We start from the raw sequence: 20,943 nt of genomic DNA, 5'->3' as shown, positions 1-20,943 counted from the left end.
GCCGCCTTCCCTATATGCTCGACCATGAGCGAAGAACCCGTGAACTCTCCCAACAGCAATGATTATGGCGCCGACAGCATCAAGGTGCTGAAAGGACTGGACGCTGTTCGCAAGCGGCCCGGCATGTATATCGGCGACACCGACGATGGCAGCGGCCTGCACCATATGGTGTTCGAGGTCAGCGACAATGCGATCGATGAAGCGCTGGCCGGCCATTGCGACCGGATCGTCATCACGCTCAACCCTGACGGATCGGTGAGCGTGGAAGATAATGGCCGCGGCATCCCGACTGGGATCCACAAGGAAGAGGGCGTGTCCGCCGCCGAGGTCATCATGACCCAGCTCCACGCAGGCGGAAAGTTCGAGAATACATCGGACGACAATGCCTACAAGGTGTCGGGCGGCCTGCATGGGGTGGGCGTGTCGGTGGTCAACGCCTTGTCCGAATGGCTGGACCTCAATATCTGGCGGGACGGCGAGGAGCATTATATGCGCTTCGCCTATGGCGACGCGGTCGCGCCGCTGAAGGTGATCGGCAAGGCGCCAGAAGGAAAGAAGGGCACCCGCGTCACCTTCCTCGCCTCGACCGAGAAGGTGCCCGGCGATGGGGGCACCTTCAAGAACCAGACCGAATACGACTTCGACAAGCTGGAGCATCGCTATCGCGAACTGGCCTTCCTCAACAGCGGCGTGCGGCTGTTCCTGATCGATGCGCGACATGAGGAAAAGAAGGAAGTCGAGCTGTTCTACGAGGGCGGGATCGCGGCCTTCGTCAAATATCTCGACCGAAACAAGAATGCGTTGATGCCCGATCCGATCGCCATCGCGGGCACGCGCGACGATGTGACGATCGACGTCGCGCTGGAATGGAACGACAGCTATTATGAAAATGTGCTGTGTTTCACGAACAACATCCCGCAGCGGGACGGCGGCACGCACCTGGCCGCCTTCCGCGCGGCGCTGACCCGCACGCTCAACAATTATGCCGAGAAGTCCGGCGCGCTCAAGAAAGAGAAGGTGTCCCTCACCGGCGAGGATATGCGTGAAGGGCTGACCGCGATCGTCTCGGTCAAGCTGCCCGATCCCAAATTCTCTTCCCAGACCAAGGACAAGCTCGTCTCCTCAGAAGTGCGCCAGCCGCTGGAAAGCCTGATGGCCGACAAGATGGCGGAGTGGCTGGAGGAAAATCCGGCGCATGGTCGTATGATCGTGCAGAAGGTGATCGACGCGGCGGCCGCGCGCGAGGCGGCCAAGAAGGCGCGCGAACTGACCCGGCGCAAGGGCGCGATGGATATCGCTTCGCTGCCCGGCAAGCTCGCCGACTGTCAGGAGCGCGATCCGGCCAAGTCCGAACTCTTCCTGGTCGAGGGCGATTCGGCGGGAGGCTCCGCCAAGCAGGGCCGTAATCGCCATAATCAGGCGATCCTGCCGCTCAAGGGGAAGATCCTGAACGTCGAGCGCGCGCGGTTCGACCGCATGCTCTCGTCCAAGGAGGTGGGTACGCTCATCCAGGCGATGGGCACGGGCATCCGCGACGATTTCAACCTGGAAAAGCTGCGCTACCACAAGATCGTCATCATGACCGACGCCGACGTGGATGGCGCGCACATCCGCACGCTGCTGCTGACCTTCTTTTATCGCCAGATGCCGCAGATCATCGAAGCCGGGCACCTGTATATTGCGCAACCGCCGCTCTACAAGGCGACGCGTGGCCGGTCCGAAGTCTATCTCAAGAACGAAGCGGCGCTCGAGCAATATCTGGTGGACAATGGCGTCGATACGATGGTGCTGGAAACCAGCGGCGGTGCACGCAGCGGCGACGATCTGCGCGGGCTGATCGAGCATGCGCGGCGGATGCGGGCGGTGATGCGCTATGTCCCGCGCCGCTACAATCCGCAAATCATCGAGGCGCTGAGCCTCAATGGCGCGCTGGAACCCGAACTGTCGAACGACGCGCAGGCGGAGCGTCTGGCCGCGACCGTAGCCTGGATGGACACGCGGGATGCCGAGGGTCGCTGGTCGGGACGCATCGCCGAGGAGGGCGGTTTCCATTTCGAGCGGCTGTGGCGCGGCGTCACCGATCATCATGTGGTGGAGGGCGGCTTCATCGGATCGGCCGAGGCACGCAAGCTGCACACCATCGCGGGCGAAGATGCGGGAAGCTATGGCAGCGCCAGCCGCCTCGTCACCGCCAAGGCGGCCGCCGCGGCGGAAGAAGCGGGCGAGGATGAACTGCCCGTCTCGACGAAGGGCGTGACGGTCATCTCCCCGAGCACATTGCTGGATGCTATCCTTGCCGCCGGGCGCAAGGGCCTCGCGATCCAGCGCTACAAGGGTCTGGGCGAGATGAATGCCGAACAGCTCTGGGAAACCACGCTGGACCCCGATAATCGCTCCATGCTGCGGGTCGAGGTTGAGCAGGCGGACGTGGCCGACGAAATCTTCTCGCAACTCATGGGCGATGTCGTCGAATCGCGACGCGAATTCATTCAGGACAATGCCCTGAACGTCGCCAATCTGGATGTCTGATGCGATGGAGCGGGTCCGTTGCGGCTGGGCCGGAACCGACCCGCTGTACTGCGCCTATCATGACGAGGAATGGGGGGTGCCCCAGCGCGATTCGCGCATGCTCTGGGAGACGCTGATGCTGGAGGGATTCCAGGCGGGGTTGGCCTGGATCACCATCCTGCGCAAACGTGAGGGCTTTCGCGCCGCCTTCGCCGGTTTCGATCCGGACCGGGTGGCCGCTTTCGGTCCCGCCGATGTCGAGCGGCTGATGGGCGATGCCGGCATCGTGCGGGCACGCGCGAAGATCGAGGCGACGATTACAGGCGCGCGCATTTTCTGCGCGATGCGGGACGCTGGCGAGGATTTCTCCACCTATATCTGGTCCTTCGTGGGTGGCGTTCCGTTACAGGGCGATGGAGTAACCGTCGCAACGCAGACGCCTTTGTCCGTTGTGGTCTCCAAGGATCTGAAGAAGCGCGGGTTCAAATTTGTGGGCCCAACCATCGTCTTCGCCTGGATGCAGGCAGTCGGGCTGGTGAATGATCACGCCTCCACTTGCTTCCGGCGGGAGGCGCTGAGCGCGTGAGGCACCTGTCCGCGCTGGCATGCCTCATTTTGCTGGGTGCCTGCGGCAGTGGGCAGCAGCCCGCCGACAACAATCGGTCGGAAAAGGCAACACCGGCGGACAGGGTCGTCCCGCCGATCGACCATAGTGGCGAGACCCGTGACGTTCACCCAAAAGCGCCGCCTCGCCCGACATCCAAGCCTTTGGTTTCACGTGAAACATCCGCTGACACGCGGACAAGCGCAGGCAAGGTAATGCGTTATCGTGCGATCGGCACCGAGCCTTTTTGGGCCGTGACGATACAGGATTCCACGGCCATGCTCGAGCGGCCGGACCATCCGCCCCTGCGCTTTGCGATCGTGCAGGAGAGCAATGATCGGGCGATCCGCTACCGCGGCGACGGCTTCACCCTCACCGCGACCCAAGGCCCCTGTAGCGACGGGATGAGCGATGCCATCTGGTCCGATCGCGTACAGATCGCCTTTGGCGAGGGGACATTGAAAGGATGCGGCGGCGTTCGTGAAGACATGCGGGAAGAGCCCCGCTGATCGTTATGCGGATCGGACCGCCTGAAGAAAGGGACGATGCCATGACCGCCGATTCCACCCGTCGCGACATGCTGATCGCTGCGGCCACCATCGTCCCTAGCTTGTCGATGGCTGCAACCGCCGCCGCGCAGATATCGACGCAGCCGCCTGTTCCGCCCAGCGGACCGAAGAAGACGCTCGGCATGGTCCTTTTCGACGGCTTCGAACTGCTCGACGTGTTCGGGCCACTGGAAATGTTCGGAATGCTCAAGGACCGGGTGGAGATCGTCATGATCGGCCCAAGGGCGGGTCCGGTGAAGAGTGGTGCCGGGCCGGCCGCCATTGCCGATGTCGGATTCGCCGATGCGCCCAAGCTCGACATCGTGATGATTCCGGGCGGCATCGGCACAAGGCGCGAGGTCAACAATGTCGAGTTCCTGGCTTCGATCAGTGCGATAGCGCAGGCGACACCGCAGGTGGCGACCATCTGCACCGGGTCGGGGGTTCTTGCAAAGACCGGCCTGATCGACGGGGTCAAGGCGACCAGCAACAAGATGGCCTGGAAATGGGCGACGTCGCAGGGCGCACGGGTGCTTTGGGTGCCGCGCGCCCGGTGGGTCGAGGATGGCAAATATATCTCCTCCTCCGGCGTGTCGGCGGGGACCGACATGGCGCTCGCCCTGATCGCCAAACTCTACGGGAAGGACATGGCGCATTGGGTCGCGCACCGTGCCGAATATCGCTGGAATGAAGATGCCGGCGACGATCCCTTCGCCGCGTTGAACGGCCTCGGCAAGTAATCAGTCCGCGCGCATCGCTTCCGCCACCAGCGCCTCGGCCTCCATCAGCAGCGCATCTTCCGCCGCCGATTGCGCCACCTGCTCGCGCCCGATCAGAATCAGCACCGGCACCGCGAGCGGGCTCACCCGGTCGAGCGTGACGTGCAGCATCGTCTGACTCGCCCTGTCAATGAGGTCGCCAAGACGCCCCACATCGGTCATGCGCGCACGCGCGTCCGCCCAGGCGGCCTTGAGCAGCAAATGATCGGGCTGATATTTGCGCAGCACGTCGTAGATCAGGTCGGTCGAGAACGTAACCTGCCGGCCTGTCTTGCGCTTGCCGGGATGCTGTCGCTCGATCAGGCCGGAAATCACCGCCACGTCGCGGAACGCGCGCTTCAACAGGCTCGACTGTTCGACCCAGTCGACAAATTCATGATCCAGTATGTCGGCGGAAAACAGGCTCTGCGGATCGAGCACCGGTTTCATCCCATACACAGCCAGCGCATAGTCATTGGATACAAAGCCAAGCGGCATCAGCCCTTGGCTTTCCATTCTTCGAGTGAGCAGCATCCCCAGCGACTGATGCGCATTCCAGCCTTCGAAACTGTAACAGACCAGATAATGCCGGCCTTCGTGCGGGAAAGTCTCGACCAGCAACTGTCCGGGCTCGGGCAGGGCAGAGCGCAGCTTCTGCATTTCCAGCCACTCGCGCACATCGGGCGGAAAACGGGGCCATTCTTCCGGCTCCGCCAGAAAATGCCGCACCCGGTCGGCCAGCCGGGTCGACATCGCCATGCGGGTGCCACCCCAACTCGGAATGCGCGCCTGCTTGGACGTGGCGCGCACGACAAGGTCGGTCGTATCCATCCGAACCACCTCCAGCGCCATGCCGGAAAAGAAGAAGCTGTCGCCGACGCGCAGTTGGGCGGCGAACCCTTCTTCGACCGTGCCAAGCTTGCGGCCGTTGGCGAACCGCACAGCCAGGGCGGGCTGATCGACGATGATACCGGCATTCAGGCGATGCTGCTGCACGAAACGCGGATGGGATACGCGCCACATGCCATCCGCATCATGCGTCAGCCGCTTGAAGCGATCATAGGCGCGCAGGGCATAGCCGCCCCCCTCGATGAAATGGAGGACATGATCGAAGGCTTCTCGACCAAGAGCGCTGTAGGGAGTGGCGGATCGGACTTCGTCCAACAATTCTTCCGCCCGGAACGGACCGGCGCAGGCGAGGCCCATCACATGCTGGGCCAGCACGTCCAGGCTGCCCGCCCGGAAATCGTCGGCGTCCCGCTCCCCTGCCTCCACCGCGTCCAGAGCGGCACGGGCCTCCAGATATTCGAACCGGTTGCCAGGGATCAGGATCGCCTCGCTCGCTTCGTCCAGCCTGTGATTGGCGCGCCCGATCCGCTGCAGCAAACGGGAGCTGCCCTTGGGCGCCCCCATCTGGATGACGCAATCGACATTGCCCCAGTCGACCCCGAGATCGAGCGAAGCAGTCGCCACCAAGGCCCGCAGCTTGCCAGCCGCCATGGCCGATTCGACCTTGCGCCGCGCTTCAATGGACAGGCTGCCATGATGGATGGCGATGGGCAGGTTCGCCTCGTTGGCAGACCAGAGTTCCTGAAAGATCAACTCCGCAAGGCCGCGCGTATTGCAGAAGACGAGCGTCGTCTGCCGCGCCGCAATTTCCGCCATTACCTGATTTGCCGCATATTTGCCCGAATGGCCTGACCAGGGGATCCGGCCTTCGGGGATCAATATGGTAACATTGGGATCGACCCCTTCCTCCCCCAGCACCGCCGTTACAGCGTCGATGTCGCCATCCGGCGCGAGCCAGGCGCGGTAAGCGTCCACGTCCGCGACGGTGGCGGACAGGGCGACACGGCGCAGGCCGGGATTGATCGCCTGCAGGCGCGCCATGGACAGGCTGAGCAGGTCGCCGCGCTTCTGCGTGGCAAAGGCATGGACTTCATCCACGATCACCGTCTTAAGGTCCGCGAACAGCAGGGCGGCATCGGGATAGCTGAGCAGCAGCGACAGCGACTCGGGCGTCGTCAGCAGGATTTGCGGCGGCTTCACCCGCTGGCGTGCCTTCCGGTCGGATGGCGTGTCGCCTGTGCGCGTCTCTACCCGGATCGGCAGGTCCATCTCCGCGATCGGCGTCAGCAGATTGCGTTGGACATCCACGGCAAGCGCCTTCAGCGGCGAAACATATAGCGTGTGCAGCCGATCAACAGGATTCAGGATCAGGTCGCACAGCGTCGGCAGAAATCCCGCGAGCGTCTTGCCCGCACCAGTCGGAGCGACGAGCAGGGCGTGGGCACCGGCATCGGCGGCCCCCAGCATCTCCAGCTGGTGGCGACGCGGCCGCCACCCGCGCGACGCGAACCACTGGTCGAGGATCTGAGGAAGGGAAGACGGCATGAGAAGCATGTAAGAACGACCGGCCCGGCAGGAAAGCGCCTCGTCATGCTCGAAATATAGATACCCAACGGCGACAGTTTATTTCAAACTCCTCTGGCCCTTGCCGCACTCCATGCTTATGCTTCGCATCAGGATGAACGGCGCATCAGACGCCGTACGAAGCAGGAGATTTGAGCATGACCGGCGAAACCGAAGCCGACCTGTCCGGCGCAGAACCCAGCCGCAACCGCCGCCGTCCCAAGGCCCCGATCATGGAGATCGATGGACGCCGCCTGAAGCCGGCGACGCTGATGATGGGCCATGGCTATGACCCGACCCTATCCGAAGGATCGCTCAAGCCCCCGATCTTCCTGACATCCACCTTCGCCTTCGACAGCGCTGCCGCTGGCAAGCGCCATTTCGAGGGCGTGACGGGCATCCGTCCCGGCGGTGCGGAGGGCCTCGTCTATTCCCGATTCAACGGTCCCAACCAGGAAATTTGCGAGGATCGCCTGTCTGTATGGGAAGAGGCGGAGGATGCGCTGCTCTTTTCCAGCGGCATGTCAGCGATTGCAACGACATTGCTGGCGCTGGTGCAGCCGGGCGACGTGATCGTCCATAGCGCGCCACTCTATGCCGCGACCGAATCCCTGATTGGCCGCATCCTCGGCAAGTTCGGCGTTCAGTGGCTCGATTTCCCGGCCGGGGCGACTGAGAAAGAGATTGGCGCGGTCATCGAAAAGGCGAAGGGGCTGGGCAGGGTGGCGCTGCTTTACCTCGAAAGCCCCGCCAACCCGACCAACGTCCTGGTCGACTTGGAGGCGGTAGTCGCGCAGCGCGACTCGCTATTCGCCGGCGAAGACCTTGTTCCCCCAATCGCCATCGACAACACGTTCCTCGGGCCGCTGTGGCACAAGCCGATCGCTCATGGCGCGGATCTCGTCATCTACAGCCTCACCAAATATGCGGGCGGCCACAGCGACCTGGTCGCTGGCGGGGTGCTGGGCAGCAACGCGCTCATCAACGCGATCCGCCTGATGCGCAACACCATCGGCACCATCCTCGACCCGCACAGCGCCTGGATGCTGCTGCGCAGCCTCGAAACATTGGAGTTGCGCATGAGCCGGGCAGGCGAAAATGCCGCGAAGGTCTGCGCCTGGCTGAAGGAGCAGCCACAAGTGGAGAAAGTCGTGTATCTGGGCTTTCCGGAAACGGCGCGGCAGGCGGACATTTATCGTCGCCATTGCACCGGCGCGGGATCGACCTTTTCTCTCTATCTGAAGGGCGGGGAAGCGGAAGCCTTCGCCTTCCTCGACGCGCTCAAGATCGCCAAGCTGGCGGTCAGCCTGGGCGGCACGGAGACGCTGGCCAGTCACCCCGCGGCGATGACGCATCTCTCGGTGCCGGCCGAGCGAAAGAAGGCGCTGGCGATCAGCGACAATATGGTGCGGATATCGATCGGCTGCGAGGATGCGGACGACCTGATCGCCGACTTCGCCCAGGCGCTTCGGCAGATCGGCTGATCCATGGGCCGACCGATGCTGCTGGTGGGCCAGCCCCTGCTGGCGCCCCTGTTGCCGCTGCTGCGGGCCAATTATGACGTCATAGTGCTATGGGAATCGCCTGCGCCCGACGCGCTTGCGAAAGTCGATGCGGCCGTTTGGGCAGGGGAATTTTCGTTCCCGGTGACGCTGATGGATGCGATGCCCCGGTTGGGGCTGATCGCCTGCTTCACTGTAGGCTATGATGGCGTCGATCTCGATCTCGCCCGCCGGCGGGGCGTCGCGGTCGCGCATGCGGGCAATGCCAATGCGGAGGATGTCGCCGATCACGCCATCGGTCTGATGATCGCCCACCGCCGCTGGATCGTGGGCGGCGACAGGCATTTGCGGGCGGGCGAATGGACGATCGAGGCGAAGACCCGCACCCATTCGATGGGCAGCGCGCGCTTGGGCATCGTCGGCATGGGCGCGATCGGGGCCGCCGTGGCCGAGCGCGCGCAGGCGATGAGGATGTCGATCGCCTGGTGGGGACCGCGCGACAAGCCGGGCCTCCCCTGGCCGCGTGCCGCAGCGCTCGACGCCCTGGCGCGCGACAGCGACATATTGCTGGTCGCGGCGCGAGCCGACCAAAGCAATCGCGGGATGATCGATGCGGACATCATGGCGGCGCTCGGTCCCAGTGGCTTGCTGGTCAATGTCGCGCGCGGTCAGCTGGTGGATGAAATGGCGCTTGTCGACGCGTTGAAGGCGGGCCGGCTCGGTGGCGCGGCGCTGGACGTGTTCGATCCCGAACCTACTGACCCCCTGCGCTGGATCGACGTGCCCAATATAGTGCTAACGCCGCATACCGGCGGGGCGACGCACGAAGCGGTCGCGCGTATGGCAGAGACGCTGATGAGCAATCTGACATGCCATTTCGCCGGCACCCCAATGCCCTCGCTGGTGCGGGAGATGGCTTGAACCGCGCCAAGCCGGCTAGTGGCTTCCGTCGCGGCGCAGATCGGAGAGGGCAGGACGGGCGCGCGGGATCGACGCGATTGCTCATCAAGCGACATCAGAAAGCGCTGGCCAAAGCCGAGCGGGATCAGAATTTGAAGATCGTGCCCAGATAGACGGCCTGGCTGTCCTGCCGCTCATCCGTCATCGGTGTCAAACGACCCGCCACGCTATTGTTGTAGCGTACGCCGGCCGTGACGTTCAGGTTGCGAGTGAGCGAGTAGGAACTGGCAAGATCCAGCGAATAATCCTTGTCAGCTGACGGATTGCGAACCGTCGCTGCCGGCTCACGCCGGGTCTCCAGCAGCACCTTCGTGCTGAACCGGTCCTTCTTGCCGTCCTCCAGCGCGAAATTCTTGGCGTCGACCATCGTTTCGACCGGAACAGGGTCCAGAGCCTTGCGGCCCACTGCTTCAGGCAGCGCGAACTTGCGCCAGCTATGCGCCCCGTTCAGGCTGAATGCGACCGGCGTGATATTGATCGGATCGATCGTACGGTTCACCGCGACGCGATCGTCGCTTGCGCGCACCATGACGGTAATCGACCGCTGACCGCTGAGCGATCCGCTGGTCGGCGTGAAACGGAAGCCCTGCCCGCTCGCCTTGGCTGCGATCTTCGCATAGGCCGCCGCCAGCCGTGGATCCTTGATGGTCGGCGTAAAGGAGGAAATGCTGCCCAGCGCGCCCAGCGATACCGGACTATCGCCACGCATGTGGACCATGTCGGCCACGGCACCGAAAGCGGGAGACAGCATGAAGCCGGCCACGGCCACCGCCGCGCCTGCCACTGCCAAATGTCCCCTACGCATGCCCATGACCCGAATCTGTCCCCGCCGATATATATTTCAAGACGCACTACACCCACAAAGACGCCACTGGCTAGTGCCGTAACGCCTTTTTGTCGGAGCTGTTGCATCGAATACACAGAAGATGATCATGATGCCTGGCGCCTGTATCACGGCCATGCACCGTCCCCCTTGCCCCGCGCGGCACGGCCACTATAGAAGCGGGCAGTTTTTCGTCTTTTTCAAGCTAGGACATGCCTGATGGTCCGCCGCCTTTCCGCTCCCTTTTCCGCTGGCCTGCTGCTGGCCGCGAGCCTGCCCCTTGCAGCCTGCGGCGGCGGGGCCAAGGACCGTCCCAAGGCGGATCTCGCTGCCTCTAAGGTCACGACCATCGGCGTCAACGCCTATCTCTGGCGCGCGTCGCTCGACACCCTGTCCTTCATGCCCATGGTGCAAACCGATTCGAACGGCGGCGTGATCGTGACCGACTGGTATGCTAATCCCAACTCGCCGGGCGAACGGATGAAGCTGACCGTGTCCATCCTGGATCAGGATCTGCGCGCCGACGCCGTGCGCGTCGCGGCGAGCCGGCAGGTCAATCAGGGCGGGCAGTGGGTCGATGCGCCGGTCAAGGCCGCCACCACGCAGAAGCTGGAGGAGATCATCCTCACCAAGGCGCGGGACCTGCGCCGCATGGCGATCGCTGGCTAACCCTGCCCCGTTCGGGAGCACAGGCGGCCCCGCGATCCGATTACACCATCCGATCACGAGGGGCTGGGCTTTTGCAAGGCCCAGCCCGATTGCATTTGTAAGGACGAGACATGCAAAGGCGCTTCAACCCGCTTGAGGCCGACGCCCGTTGGCAGGCGACCTGGGATGAGAAGCAGAGCTTCAAGGCGGATGACGCGTCCCCGAAGCCTCGCAGCTATGTGCTGGAGATGTTCCCTTACCCGTCCGGGCGCATCCATATCGGCCATGTCCGCAACTATTCCATGGGTGACGTGCTGGCGCGCTTCCGCCGCATGACGGGGCATGAAGTGCTCCACCCGATGGGCTGGGATGCCTTCGGAATGCCCGCGGAAAATGCCGCCATGGAAAAGAAGGTCCATCCGGGCAGCTGGACCCGCGACAATATCGCCAACATGCGCGCGCAATTGAAGAAGCTGGGCTTCGCGATTGACTGGAGCCGCGAACTGGCAACGTGCGAGCCGGACTATTACGGCCATGAACAGGCCTTGTTCCTGGACATGCTGAAGGCGGGCCTGGTCTATCGCAAGGAAAGCGCGGTCAACTGGGACCCGGTCGACATGACCGTGCTGGCGAACGAACAGGTGATCGACGGTCGTGGCTGGCGGTCTGGCGCGCTTGTCGAAAAGCGCAAGCTTTCCCAGTGGTTCCTCAAGATCACCGCCTTCGCCGACGATCTGCTGGAGGGGCTCAAGAGCCTCGACCAATGGCCCGAAAAGGTGAAGCTGATGCAGGAAAACTGGATCGGCAAGTCGGTCGGCCTGCAATTCCGTTTCGACTTCGCGCCCTTTCCGGAAAGGGAAGAGCTGGAAGGACTGGATGCGGGTGCGGGAATCGAGGTCTATTCGACCCGGCCCGACACAATCTTCGGCGCCAGCTTCGTCGCGATCGCGGCCGACCACCCGGTTGCCCAAGCCGTGGCAGCGAACAACGCGGATGCCGCCGCCTTCGTCGAGAAGTGCAAGGAAGGGGGCACCACCGCCGCCGAGCTGGAAACGGCGGAGAAGCTGGGCTTCGACACCGGCCTTTCAGTCACGCATCCTTTCGATCCTGATTGGCAGCTGCCTGTCTTCATCGCCAACTTCGTGTTGATGGACTATGGCACCGGGGCGGTGATGGGTGTGCCGGCGCATGACCAGCGCGACCTCGATTTCGCGCGCAAATATATGCTCGCCGTGGAACGGGTGGTCGCAGCCGATGGCGAAGCGGGCAAGCCTATCCACGACGAAGCCTATGTCGGTCCCGGCCGCCTCGTGAATTCGCGCTTCCTCGACGGCATGAGCGTGGAGGAGGCCAAGGCCGCCGTCATCGCTCGCGCGGAAGGCGAAGGCTGGGGCGAGGGTAAGACGGTGTTTCGCCTGCGCGACTGGGGCGTCTCGCGCCAGCGCTATTGGGGGACGCCGATACCGGTTATCCATTGCGACAGCTGCGGCCCCGTCGGCGTGCCCAAGGATCAGTTGCCGGTCGTCCTCCCCGAAGACGTCAGCTTCGACATTCCCGGCAATCCGCTGGATCGCCATCCGACCTGGAAGCATGTCGCTTGTCCCCAGTGCGGCAAGCCGGCCGTGCGCGAAACCGACACGCTCGACACATTTGCCGATTCCAGCTGGTATTTCATCCGTTTCGCCAGCCAGCCCAAGGACAAGCCGTTCGACCGTGCGACGGTCGAGCAATGGCTGCCCGTCGGGCAATATATCGGCGGCGTGGAACATGCGATCCTGCATCTGCTCTACGCCCGTTTCTGGACCCGCGCTCTGCGGCATATGGGGCAGCTCGACTTTGCTGAACCCTTCACCGGCCTGTTCACGCAGGGTATGGTGACGCACGAAACCTACAAGGCCGGCGACGGGAGCTGGCTGTCGCCGGGTGAAGTGAAGAAGTCGGGCGACGACTATACCCATATCGAGAGCGGCGCGCCGGTGACGGTCGGCCGCGTCGAGAAGATGTCCAAGTCCAAGAAGAATGTCGTCGATCCAGACGACATCATCGCCCAATATGGCGCGGACGCGGTGCGCTGGTTCATGCTGTCCGATAGCCCGCCGGAACGCGACCTGCCCTGGACCGAGGCCGGAATCGAGGGCAGTTGGCGCTTCGTCAATCGCGTCTGGCGGCTGTTCGGCGAAGCGGACCTGTCGGCGCAAAGACAGGACAAGCCGCTCGACCGCAAGCTGCACCAGACGATCGACGGCGTGGCCAAGGATATCGAGGCGCTGGGCTTCAACAAGGCCGTGGCCAAGATCTATGAGCTGGTGAACGCCATCGAAAAAGCGAAGCCCTCCGCGTCGCGTACCGCCGCGATCCGTGCGCTCGCGCTGCTGGTTGCGCCCATGACGCCGCATCTGGCCGAGGAAGGCTGGGCGGAAATGGGCGACGCCTTCAATGAGGATTGGGGACTGATCGCCGACGCCGCCTGGCCCGCCGTCGATCCAGCGCTGCTGGTCGAGGATGAGGTCACGATTGCCTGTCAGGTCATGGGCAAGCTGCGCGACACCATCACGGTGCCCAAGGGGACGTCGAAGGAGGAGCTGGAACGGCTCGCCATCGCGGCGCCCAATGTCGCGCGCATCCTGGACGGGGCAACGCCCAAGAAGGTGATCGTCGTTCCCGACCGGCTGGTCAATCTGGTCATCTGAACGCCATCAGTCGCTGACCTGTCGAAGCCCTTCGACAGGTCAGCTGCGAACGGTTATGGAGATTGGCATGAAGTCCTGGCTCCTGCTCCCCATCGCCCTTGCCACCCTCAGCGGCTGCGGCCTGCGTCCTGTCTATGGCGGCGGCAGTCACGGTACCGTTGCGCAGGCATTGGGCAATGTGGAGGTTGCGCCGATCGACGGAAAAGGTGGCTGGCTTGTCCGCAATGCGCTCAACGACCGGCTGGCCGCCATGCACAGCGGCAGCGGCCCGCGCTATCGGCTGGTCGTGAAGCTCGACGATCAGATCAGCGGCTTTGGTTTGCGCGCGGACGCCGCCGTCACGCGTGAACGCCGCACGCTGCGCGCCCGCTACCAGCTGGTGGACGAAGCGACAGGCACGCAGGTTCTGGACGCGACGGCGGGATCGGACGCTGGCATCGACGTGACGTCCAGCGAATATGCGACCATCGCGGCCGAAGATACCGCGCTCGAGCGCCTGTCCCAGACGGTCGCGGACCAGATCGTCACCCGGCTCGCCCTTTTTTCGCGCAAGGCCGGCAATCCTTGAAGGCCAATCGCGGTCAGATGGAGCGGGCGCTGGATACGCCGCCCGCCGACATCCGCTTCTTCCTGCTTTACGGTCCCGACGAGGCTGGAAGCGCTGCCCTGGCGAAGCGGCTGGAGCGCGGAATGGGACCGCAGGCGGAGCGGGTGGACCTGGACGGCGCCACGCTGAAGGACGATCCGGCCCGGCTTGCGGATGAAGCGGCATCCTTCTCCATGTTCGGCGACCGGCGCTGGGTCCGCATAACCGGGATGGGCGACGAATCCGCGCCAGCACTGGCCGCCCTGCTGGAAGCGGAGGCTGCCGGAAATCCCGTGATCGCTTTGGCGGGCGCGCTCAAGCCAACATCGAAGCTGCTGAAACTGGCGCTCGACCACAAGGCGGCGCTGGCGCTCATCTCCTATCAGCCCGACGCGCGGGAAGCGGAGCAGATCGCGATCGGCATCGCGCGGGAAGGCGGACTGCGCCTGCCGACCGAACTGGCGCGCCGCATCGTCGATCTCGCCAACGGCGACCGGGCGTTGATGGCGGGCGAGGTCGAAAAACTGATCCTCTATCTCGACGCGGCGCCGGAGCGACCATGCGAAGCGACCGCCGAAGCGCTGGAGGCCCTGTCCGCCGACAATCCCGACACGGAGATCGGGCCGTTGGTCAACGCGGTGCTGGGCGGCGATCTGAAGGCGATGCACAAGGAACTGCAGCGCCTTGCCGAAACGGGGGCGGCGATGGCGTCGGTCATCCGCCCGTTGCTCACGCGCGCGGTGCTGATCGCCCACATCCGCGCCGATTTCGACGCCAGCGGGCGCCTGGAAGGCGCGGTGGAGGCGGCGGGCAAGGCGGTGTTCTGGAAGGAGAAGGGCCTGGTGACCCGCCAGGTGCGGCAATGGGACGCAGCCGGCGTCGCTCGCGTGATCCAGCGGCTGCTGGACGCGGAACGCGCGACCCGGTCGGGCAGGGGAACGGGCGACCTGATGGTCAGGCAGGAATTGCTGACCATCGCCCGCCAGGCGGCGCGGGAGCGGGCTTGATCGCATTTCCCGCTGGCACCATATTGCCGGCATGGACAAGCTCACTCTTTCCGACGCCGAATGGCGCGCGCGCCTTTCGCCTGAACAATATCATGTCTTGCGGGAGGCCGGCACGGAACGCGCCTTCACCGGCAAATATAATGGCAACAAAGCGGATGGCGTCTATTATTGCGCCGGCTGCGGCGCAGAACTGTTCGATGCGGAGGAGAAATATGACAGCGGGTCAGGCTGGCCCAGCTTTACCGCGCCCGTCGACATCGATGCGGTCGAAGAGGTCCGCGATTCAAGCCACGGCATGCTCCGTACCGAAGTGCGCTGCGCCAAATGCGAGGGCCATCTGGGCCATGTCTTCCCCGATGGTCCTGGCGTCAACGGCCTGCGTTACTGCATGAACAGCGCCAGCCTCGACTTCAAATCCCGCGCCGAATCGAAATGATCCGCCTGTCCTGCGTTCATCGCTGATAAATCCGCTCTTCGCATGAAGAGCGCATGCGCAGCTTTCATGCGTGATTGCAGCATTTGCGCTGGCAGACGTGGGGATTAGCGCCTATTCGGGGCGGCATAGATGGCAGGATCAGGTAAGAGCAGGGCAGCGCCCACGGGCGCAAGAAAGTGGCTGATGCGCGGGCTGAAGGTCGGCCTGGCGGCCGCAGTGGCAGGCCTGCTGGCGCTTGTCATCGCCGTCGTTATCGCCATGCAGTCGCTGCCCAGCTATGACAGCCTGAAATCCTCTCCCAATGGCCAGATGATCCGCGTCCATGCGGCGGACGGCAGCGTGATCGTGTCGCTGGGGCCGAGTTTCGGCCGCTGGATGAATTACGACCAGATCCCGCAGGTCATGGTGGATGCGATGATCTCCACCGAGGACAAGCGCTTCTACCTGCATCCCGGCGTCGATCCGGTCGGCATGGCGCGCGCCGCATGGGTGGCGATCGAACGGCGCGGGACCGGGCGACGCTGGCAGGGCGCATCGACCATCACGCAGCAGGTCACGCGAAACATCTTCCTCAACAACAGCTACAGCTTCGGTCGCAAGGTCCGGGAAATCGTGCTTGCCCTTGCGCTGGAGCGTAAATTCTCCAAGCGGCAGATCCTCGAACTCTACCTTAACAAGGTCTATTTCGGCGGAGGCGCGTATGGGATCGATGCCGCCAGCCGCAAATTCTTCGGCCATCCCGCCTCCAGCCTCGACCTTCCCGAAGCCGCCATCATCGCAGGGCTGGTGAAGGCTCCGTCCAGCTATTCACCGACGGCTGATGCCGACGCCGCGATCGGTCGCGCGGGCGTCGTGCTCGACCTGATGCAGGAAAATGAGAAGATTTCGGCATCTGAACGGGCGGCCGCCGACTTAGGTGGCGTGAAGATGGCGCCAGAACCGCCGCAGAACAGCGTACGCTATTTCACCGACTGGGCCTTGCCGCAGTTGGACGTGCTGATCGACGAACCCAACGAACCGCTGGAAGTCTATACCACCATCGATCCGGCCACGCAAAATGCGGCGACGGCGGCGATCAAGGCCAACGTGCCGTCCGGTACGCAGGGTGCGCTGGTCAGCCTCGACCGGGACGGCGCGGTACGGGCGATGGTCGGCGGGCTTGACTATGTAACATCCAACTACAACCGCGCGACCACCGCCACCCGCCAGCCCGGATCGGCGTGGAAGATCTTTGTCTACATGGCCGCGCTTGAGGCGGGCTACACACCCGACACCGGCATCACCGACGAACCTGTGACGATCAATGGATGGAGCCCGCGCAATGCCAACGGCAAGTTCGCCGGCGACATCGATATTCGCACGGCCTTTGCCTATTCGATCAACACCGTGGCGGCCAAGCTGGGCGTCGAGGTGGGCTTCCCGACCGTCGCGGATATGGCGCGCCGCTTCGGCATATCGACGCCGATCAACACGCATCCCTCGATGGTGCTCGGCACGTCGGACGTGCGGCTGATCGATATGACGCGCGCCTTCGCCTCGATCGCGCGAAAGGGGATCGCAGTCGCGCCCTACGGCATCACGAAGGTGACCACCGCCGATGGACGTCTCCTCTACCAGCATCAGGACGATACCAGCCGCGTTCTCGTCGCCCCCTGGGTCGCCGCAGGCATGACCGACCTCATGCAGACCGCGGTCAGCACCGGTACCGGCCGCGCGGCACAGATCGGCCGGCCGGTGGCGGGCAAGACCGGCACCACGACCAGCAACAAGGATGGCTGGTTCCTCGGCTTTTCCAGCGGCATCACCACTGGTGTCTGGATGGGCCGCGACGATGCCCGGGCCGTCGGCGTGCTGCAGGGTGGCCGCGCCCCGGCTCGCGCTTTCGCCGCCTACATGAAGGTCGCCGTCGCCAAGCGCCCCGTCGAACAATTCGAAACGGAAGTCACGCTTCCGGAATGGCAGCTGGAGCCCGACGAGGAGGCCTATTACAACACCCCCGATCCCGGCATGATGGTCGATGAGAATGGCTTGCCCATCGAACGGCTGCAGCCCCGTGAATCCGGGGACGAGTCGGACGAGCCACAGATGGAGGTCGACCCGCAGGATCGGCCGCAACCACCGCGCATAGACCAGCAGTGGATCGATAATGTGCTTGGACGCGATCGCCAGCGTCAGCAGCAACGGCCTCCGCCTACCCCCTGACGCGCCCGACCGCTCACGCGGTTCACCGTCTTCGCTGATCGTTGGCAGCCATCTTCATGCTTTGCGCTGCACTTGCGTCAGGCAGCAGGAAATCGACCTTGCCGCGGCCGAAATCGATCGCCACCCGATCGAAGATGCGCAGTGCGCTGATGCCCAGCATCAGGGCCGGCTTGTCCTGCAGCCCCAGTTCGGCAAATGGACTGGCGTCAGCGAATATCACCGGCACGCGGACAAGGTTGACGCGGCCAAGCCGGACGGACTGGATCTGCCCGATCTGCCCCGTCAGCGTGCCGCCGGTGACGCTGGTGAGCACGGCCGTCAGCATCTCGGGCGCGCGCTTCTTCGCGACCAGCTTGTCGCGGAGCGCCAGATTGCCAACGCTATAGCGCGAGCCCGTGTCGAGCATGATGTTCACCCGCATGCCATTCACTTCGGAATCGAGCAGGATCAACTGCCCGCGCCTGCGGCGCGCTTCCACGACGATGGTGTCCGGGTCCGCCGCTTGCGCGCGCCGGCTGCTGCGCGCGATCTCCATCTGGCCCGTGCGGAAGTTCATTGTCACGCGCTTGGCGTGGAGGCTGTCCAGCCCCAGCAGCCCCGGCGCGCCCAGATGTTCGCCTTCCAGCACCGGCGCCTCTATGTCGTCCAGTGTCCCCCCGGCGAAGTCCAGCCTGGGTACCGCGACCGTGCTGGCTTCGGACCGACCAGTCATGCTCAGGATGGTCACATTGCTACGGGGCGGCAGGGCCAGACGTTGCGCCAGTTCACGCGCTATGACTGTACGCTGCGATCCTGTGTCGATGACGAAGTTCCATGGCCCCTTGCCATCGATCCGGATCGGCACGGTCACCCGATCATCGGCGGGCGGACCAGTGCGAACCACCGCAGGCGGAACATCGGGATCCAGCGTTGGCGCGACCTGCCCCACCGACGGCCCGGCGACCGCCAGCGCCACGCCCACAAGCACAGGGAACCGCGTCATGGTCTTTCCATCCTCTCCTGGCACACTATATCACGCCGACAGGCCATCGCGCCAGCGCCACCGCTCGGCGCCGCGGTTGGAAACAGGCGCAATTCCGTCCTTCACCGCCACGATCCCGCCTTGACGACATGGGCGGCCTGTCGCTAAACGCAGTTCTGTCTCATCCTTGTCCGTCCGGAACGAGGATCCTTGGCTCTCGGCCAGACTATTTCCCTCCTTTCCGGCCCATTTTCCCACCCTCCGCATCGGACCGACTCGCACATGCATCTCAAGGACCTCAAGAAAACAGTGCCCGCAGACCTCGTCACCATGGCCGAGGAACTCGGCGTGGAAGGCGCGTCGACGCTGCGCAAGCAGGACCTGATGTTTGCGATTCTGAAGGCCGAGGCCGAAAATGGCGAACAGATCATGGGCGAGGGCACCATCGAAGTGCTGCCTGACGGCTTTGGCTTCCTGCGCAGTCCCGAGGCGAATTTCCTCGCCGGCCCCGACGACATCTACGTCTCTCCCAACCAGGTCCGCAAGTTCGGGCTGCGTACCGGCGACACGGTGGAAGGCGAAATCCGCGCACCCAAGGATGGTGAGCGCTATTTCGCGCTGACGAAGCTCACCACGGTCAATTTCGACGATCCCGATGCCGTGCGCCACCGCGTGAATTTCGACAATCTGACGCCGCTCTATCCCGAGCAGAAACTGCGCCTCGACACGCTCGACCCAACGATCAAGGACAAGTCGGCCCGCGTCATCGACATCGTCTCGCCCCAGGGCAAGGGCCAGCGCACGCTGATCGTCGCGCCGCCCCGTGTCGGCAAGACGGTGATGCTCCAGAACATCGCCAAGGCGATCACCGACAATCACCCGGAGGTCTTCCTGATCGTCCTGCTGATCGACGAACGGCCGGAAGAAGTCACCGACATGCAGCGCAGCGTGAAGGGCGAAGTCGTGTCGTCGACCTTCGACGAACCCGCCACGCGCCACGTCCAGGTCGCCGAAATGGTCATCGAAAAGGCCAAACGCCTGGTGGAACATAAAAAGGACGTGGTGATCCTGCTCGATTCGATCACCCGCCTCGGCCGCGCCTACAACACGGTCGTCCCTTCCTCGGGCAAGGTTCTGACCGGCGGTGTCGACGCCAACGCGCTCCAGCGGCCCAAGCGCTTCTTCGGCGCGGCGCGCAACATCGAGGAAGGCGGATCCCTCTCCATCATCGCCACCGCGCTGATCGACACGGGCAGCCGCATGGACGAAGTCATCTTCGAAGAATTCAAGGGCACCGGTAACTCCGAAATCGTGCTGGATCGCAAGGTCGCGGACAAGCGCATCTTCCCGGCGCTGGATGTCGGCAAGTCCGGCACCCGCAAGGAAGAGTTGCTGGTCGAAAAGCCGACGCTCAGCAAGATGTGGGTCTTGCGCCGCATCCTCATGCAGATGGGCACGGTGGATGCCATGGAGTTCCTCCTCGACAAGATGAAGGATTCCAAGACCAACGAGGATTTCTTTGCGACGATGAACCAGTAAGAGACGGAGACGTTAGGCCACGATGTTGGACCTTCTTGCCACTGCTGCGTCCGCCGCTCAGGGTATCGGCTCTCCCGCCGAAATCTGGCAGCATATCATCAATGATTTCAGTGATATAACGTCACCATCCGCTCTATCAGCCTTTGTGCAGGTGCTGATGATCGACGTGCTGCTGGCCGGCGACAACGCCATCGTCGTCGGCGCGCTGGCGGCGGGCCTGCCTGCCGATCAGCGCAAGAAAGTGATCCTGATCGGCATTCTTGCCGCGCTGGTGCTGCGCATCGCCTTCGCCTTGGTGGTCAGCCAATTGATGCAGATCGTCGGCCTGATCCTGGCGGGCGGCTTGCTTCTGCTTTGGGTGAGCTGGAAGATGTGGCGCGAACTGCATCCGAAACGCGGGGCCGACACAGCAGACCCAAGCGACGACGATGTGTCGGGCCTGCGTCCGGCGAAAAGCTTCGCCGGCGCGGCATGGGCCGTCGCCGTGGCCGATGTGTCGATGAGCCTCGATAATGTGCTGGCAGTCGCGGGGGCTGCGCGGGATCATCCCGGCATATTGATGATCGGACTGGTTCTATCCGTCGCACTGATGGGCATCGCCGCCAATGTCATCGCCCATTATATCGAACGGTTCCGCTGGATCGCCTATCTTGGGCTCGCAGTCATCGTCTATGTCGCGGTGAAGATGATCTACGACGGCTTCGTGGATCAGAAAGTCGGCTTGCTGTCCCTCTTTGCCTGATCGGAATAAGACAAAGG

General features: G+C 63.8%; 17 protein-coding genes. 14 read left to right on the top strand and 3 right to left on the bottom strand.

What is annotated here, in order from left to right:
* Nucleotides 1-24: 24 nt before the first annotated feature.
* The 4 genes from gyrB (at nt 25) to AX724_RS12770 (ending at nt 4,400) form a co-directional block, all read left to right on the top strand.
* Nucleotides 25-2,529, top strand: a complete 2,505-nt coding sequence (gyrB, locus tag AX724_RS12785) for a DNA topoisomerase (ATP-hydrolyzing) subunit B (RefSeq protein ID WP_066767120.1) — start codon at nt 25-27, stop codon at nt 2,527-2,529.
* Nucleotides 2,530-2,533: 4 nt separating this feature from the next.
* Nucleotides 2,534-3,094 carry a DNA-3-methyladenine glycosylase I gene (locus AX724_RS12780; protein WP_082733526.1) on the top strand — a complete coding sequence of 187 codons (561 nt, stop codon included), beginning with the start codon at nt 2,534-2,536 and terminating at the stop codon, nt 3,092-3,094.
* Between the two features lie 296 nt (nt 3,095-3,390).
* A complete protein-coding gene (locus AX724_RS12775) occupies nt 3,391-3,621 on the top strand; it encodes a hypothetical protein (RefSeq protein WP_197421576.1) in 231 nt (76 codons plus the stop codon).
* Between the two features lie 41 nt (nt 3,622-3,662).
* Entirely contained in the window at nt 3,663-4,400 is a 738-nt protein-coding gene (locus AX724_RS12770) for a DJ-1/PfpI family protein (RefSeq protein ID WP_066767118.1), read from the top strand.
* Here AX724_RS12770 and AX724_RS12765 read toward each other — a convergent pair whose 3' ends face one another.
* The gene (locus AX724_RS12765; RefSeq protein WP_066767116.1) at nt 4,401-6,812 is read right to left on the bottom strand and encodes a ligase-associated DNA damage response DEXH box helicase; all 2,412 of its coding nucleotides are present in this window, start codon (nt 6,810-6,812) and stop codon (nt 4,401-4,403) included. It lies immediately after the preceding gene.
* Between the two features lie 176 nt (nt 6,813-6,988).
* Between AX724_RS12765 and AX724_RS12760 the strand changes: the two genes are divergently transcribed.
* Entirely contained in the window at nt 6,989-8,314 is a 1,326-nt protein-coding gene (locus AX724_RS12760) for a cystathionine gamma-synthase family protein (RefSeq protein ID WP_066767076.1), read from the top strand.
* 3 nt (nt 8,315-8,317) lie between these two features.
* Nucleotides 8,318-9,253 carry a 2-hydroxyacid dehydrogenase gene (locus AX724_RS12755; RefSeq protein ID WP_066767075.1) on the top strand — a complete coding sequence of 312 codons (936 nt, stop codon included), beginning with the start codon at nt 8,318-8,320 and terminating at the stop codon, nt 9,251-9,253.
* Between the two features lie 124 nt (nt 9,254-9,377).
* Here the strand turns inward: AX724_RS12755 and AX724_RS12750 are convergent, their stop codons facing one another.
* On the bottom strand, nt 9,378-10,103 hold the full coding sequence (locus AX724_RS12750; RefSeq protein WP_066767074.1) for a hypothetical protein: 726 nt from the start codon (nt 10,101-10,103) through the stop codon (nt 9,378-9,380).
* A gap of 231 nt (nt 10,104-10,334) precedes the next feature.
* Here AX724_RS12750 and AX724_RS12745 point away from each other — a divergent pair, with 231 nt between their 5' ends.
* The 6 genes from AX724_RS12745 to AX724_RS12720 all read left to right on the top strand — a co-directional run bounded on the left by AX724_RS12745 (nt 10,335) and on the right by AX724_RS12720 (nt 17,684).
* Entirely contained in the window at nt 10,335-10,784 is a 450-nt protein-coding gene (locus tag AX724_RS12745; RefSeq protein ID WP_066767072.1) for a DUF3576 domain-containing protein, read from the top strand.
* 110 nt (nt 10,785-10,894) lie between these two features.
* Nucleotides 10,895-13,453 (top strand): leucine--tRNA ligase, encoded by a 2,559-nt coding sequence (leuS, locus tag AX724_RS12740; protein WP_066767070.1) that lies wholly within the window; start codon nt 10,895-10,897, stop codon nt 13,451-13,453.
* Between the two features lie 67 nt (nt 13,454-13,520).
* Nucleotides 13,521-14,021, top strand: a complete 501-nt coding sequence (gene lptE, locus AX724_RS12735) for an LPS assembly lipoprotein LptE (RefSeq protein ID WP_066767069.1) — start codon at nt 13,521-13,523, stop codon at nt 14,019-14,021.
* Nucleotides 14,018-15,046, top strand: a complete 1,029-nt coding sequence (holA, locus tag AX724_RS12730; protein ID WP_066767068.1) for a DNA polymerase III subunit delta — start codon at nt 14,018-14,020, stop codon at nt 15,044-15,046. The genes lptE and holA overlap by 4 nt, the downstream gene beginning before the upstream one ends.
* A gap of 31 nt (nt 15,047-15,077) precedes the next feature.
* The gene (msrB, locus tag AX724_RS12725; RefSeq protein ID WP_066767066.1) at nt 15,078-15,482 is read left to right on the top strand and encodes a peptide-methionine (R)-S-oxide reductase MsrB; all 405 of its coding nucleotides are present in this window, start codon (nt 15,078-15,080) and stop codon (nt 15,480-15,482) included.
* Between the two features lie 129 nt (nt 15,483-15,611).
* Entirely contained in the window at nt 15,612-17,684 is a 2,073-nt protein-coding gene (locus AX724_RS12720; RefSeq protein WP_066767062.1) for a transglycosylase domain-containing protein, read from the top strand.
* Between the two features lie 22 nt (nt 17,685-17,706).
* On the opposite strand, the gene AX724_RS12715 is transcribed toward AX724_RS12720, so the two are convergent.
* Nucleotides 17,707-18,666, bottom strand: coding sequence for a retroviral-like aspartic protease family protein (locus AX724_RS12715; RefSeq protein ID WP_066767060.1), 960 nt, complete (start codon nt 18,664-18,666; stop codon nt 17,707-17,709).
* A 261-nt stretch (nt 18,667-18,927) separates the two neighbouring features.
* Here AX724_RS12715 and rho point away from each other — a divergent pair, with 261 nt between their 5' ends.
* Nucleotides 18,928-20,184 carry a transcription termination factor Rho gene (gene rho, locus AX724_RS12710; protein WP_066767058.1) on the top strand — a complete coding sequence of 419 codons (1,257 nt, stop codon included), beginning with the start codon at nt 18,928-18,930 and terminating at the stop codon, nt 20,182-20,184.
* A gap of 22 nt (nt 20,185-20,206) precedes the next feature.
* Nucleotides 20,207-20,926: a YjbE family putative metal transport protein gene (locus AX724_RS12705; RefSeq protein ID WP_066767056.1), complete on the top strand. Its 720-nt coding sequence runs from the start codon at nt 20,207-20,209 to the stop codon at nt 20,924-20,926.
* Nucleotides 20,927-20,943: the final 17 nt, after the last annotated feature.

The sequence above is a fragment of the Sphingobium sp. CCH11-B1 genome (assembly GCF_001556865.1).
Classification (GTDB): domain Bacteria; phylum Pseudomonadota; class Alphaproteobacteria; order Sphingomonadales; family Sphingomonadaceae; genus Sphingobium.
This window is presented reverse-complemented; position numbering and strand designations above follow the sequence as displayed.

Excerpts from the sequence above, each read along its gene's own strand:
- gyrB (WP_066767120.1), top strand. The coding sequence starts at position 25 with ATGAGCGAAGAACCCGTGAACTCTCCCAACAGCAATGATTATGGCGCC.
- AX724_RS12780 (WP_082733526.1), top strand. The coding sequence starts at position 2,534 with ATGGAGCGGGTCCGTTGCGGCTGGGCCGGAACCGACCCGCTGTACTGC.
- AX724_RS12775 (WP_197421576.1), top strand. The coding sequence starts at position 3,391 with ATGCTCGAGCGGCCGGACCATCCGCCCCTGCGCTTTGCGATCGTGCAG.
- AX724_RS12770 (WP_066767118.1), top strand. The coding sequence starts at position 3,663 with ATGACCGCCGATTCCACCCGTCGCGACATGCTGATCGCTGCGGCCACC.
- AX724_RS12765 (WP_066767116.1), bottom strand. The coding sequence starts at position 6,812 with ATGCCGTCTTCCCTTCCTCAGATCCTCGACCAGTGGTTCGCGTCGCGC.
- AX724_RS12760 (WP_066767076.1), top strand. The coding sequence starts at position 6,989 with ATGACCGGCGAAACCGAAGCCGACCTGTCCGGCGCAGAACCCAGCCGC.
- AX724_RS12755 (WP_066767075.1), top strand. The coding sequence starts at position 8,318 with ATGGGCCGACCGATGCTGCTGGTGGGCCAGCCCCTGCTGGCGCCCCTG.
- AX724_RS12750 (WP_066767074.1), bottom strand. The coding sequence starts at position 10,103 with ATGGGCATGCGTAGGGGACATTTGGCAGTGGCAGGCGCGGCGGTGGCC.
- AX724_RS12745 (WP_066767072.1), top strand. The coding sequence starts at position 10,335 with ATGGTCCGCCGCCTTTCCGCTCCCTTTTCCGCTGGCCTGCTGCTGGCC.
- leuS (WP_066767070.1), top strand. The coding sequence starts at position 10,895 with ATGCAAAGGCGCTTCAACCCGCTTGAGGCCGACGCCCGTTGGCAGGCG.
- lptE (WP_066767069.1), top strand. The coding sequence starts at position 13,521 with ATGAAGTCCTGGCTCCTGCTCCCCATCGCCCTTGCCACCCTCAGCGGC.
- msrB (WP_066767066.1), top strand. The coding sequence starts at position 15,078 with ATGGACAAGCTCACTCTTTCCGACGCCGAATGGCGCGCGCGCCTTTCG.
- AX724_RS12720 (WP_066767062.1), top strand. The coding sequence starts at position 15,612 with ATGGCAGGATCAGGTAAGAGCAGGGCAGCGCCCACGGGCGCAAGAAAG.
- AX724_RS12715 (WP_066767060.1), bottom strand. The coding sequence starts at position 18,666 with ATGACGCGGTTCCCTGTGCTTGTGGGCGTGGCGCTGGCGGTCGCCGGG.
- rho (WP_066767058.1), top strand. The coding sequence starts at position 18,928 with ATGCATCTCAAGGACCTCAAGAAAACAGTGCCCGCAGACCTCGTCACC.
- AX724_RS12705 (WP_066767056.1), top strand. The coding sequence starts at position 20,207 with ATGTTGGACCTTCTTGCCACTGCTGCGTCCGCCGCTCAGGGTATCGGC.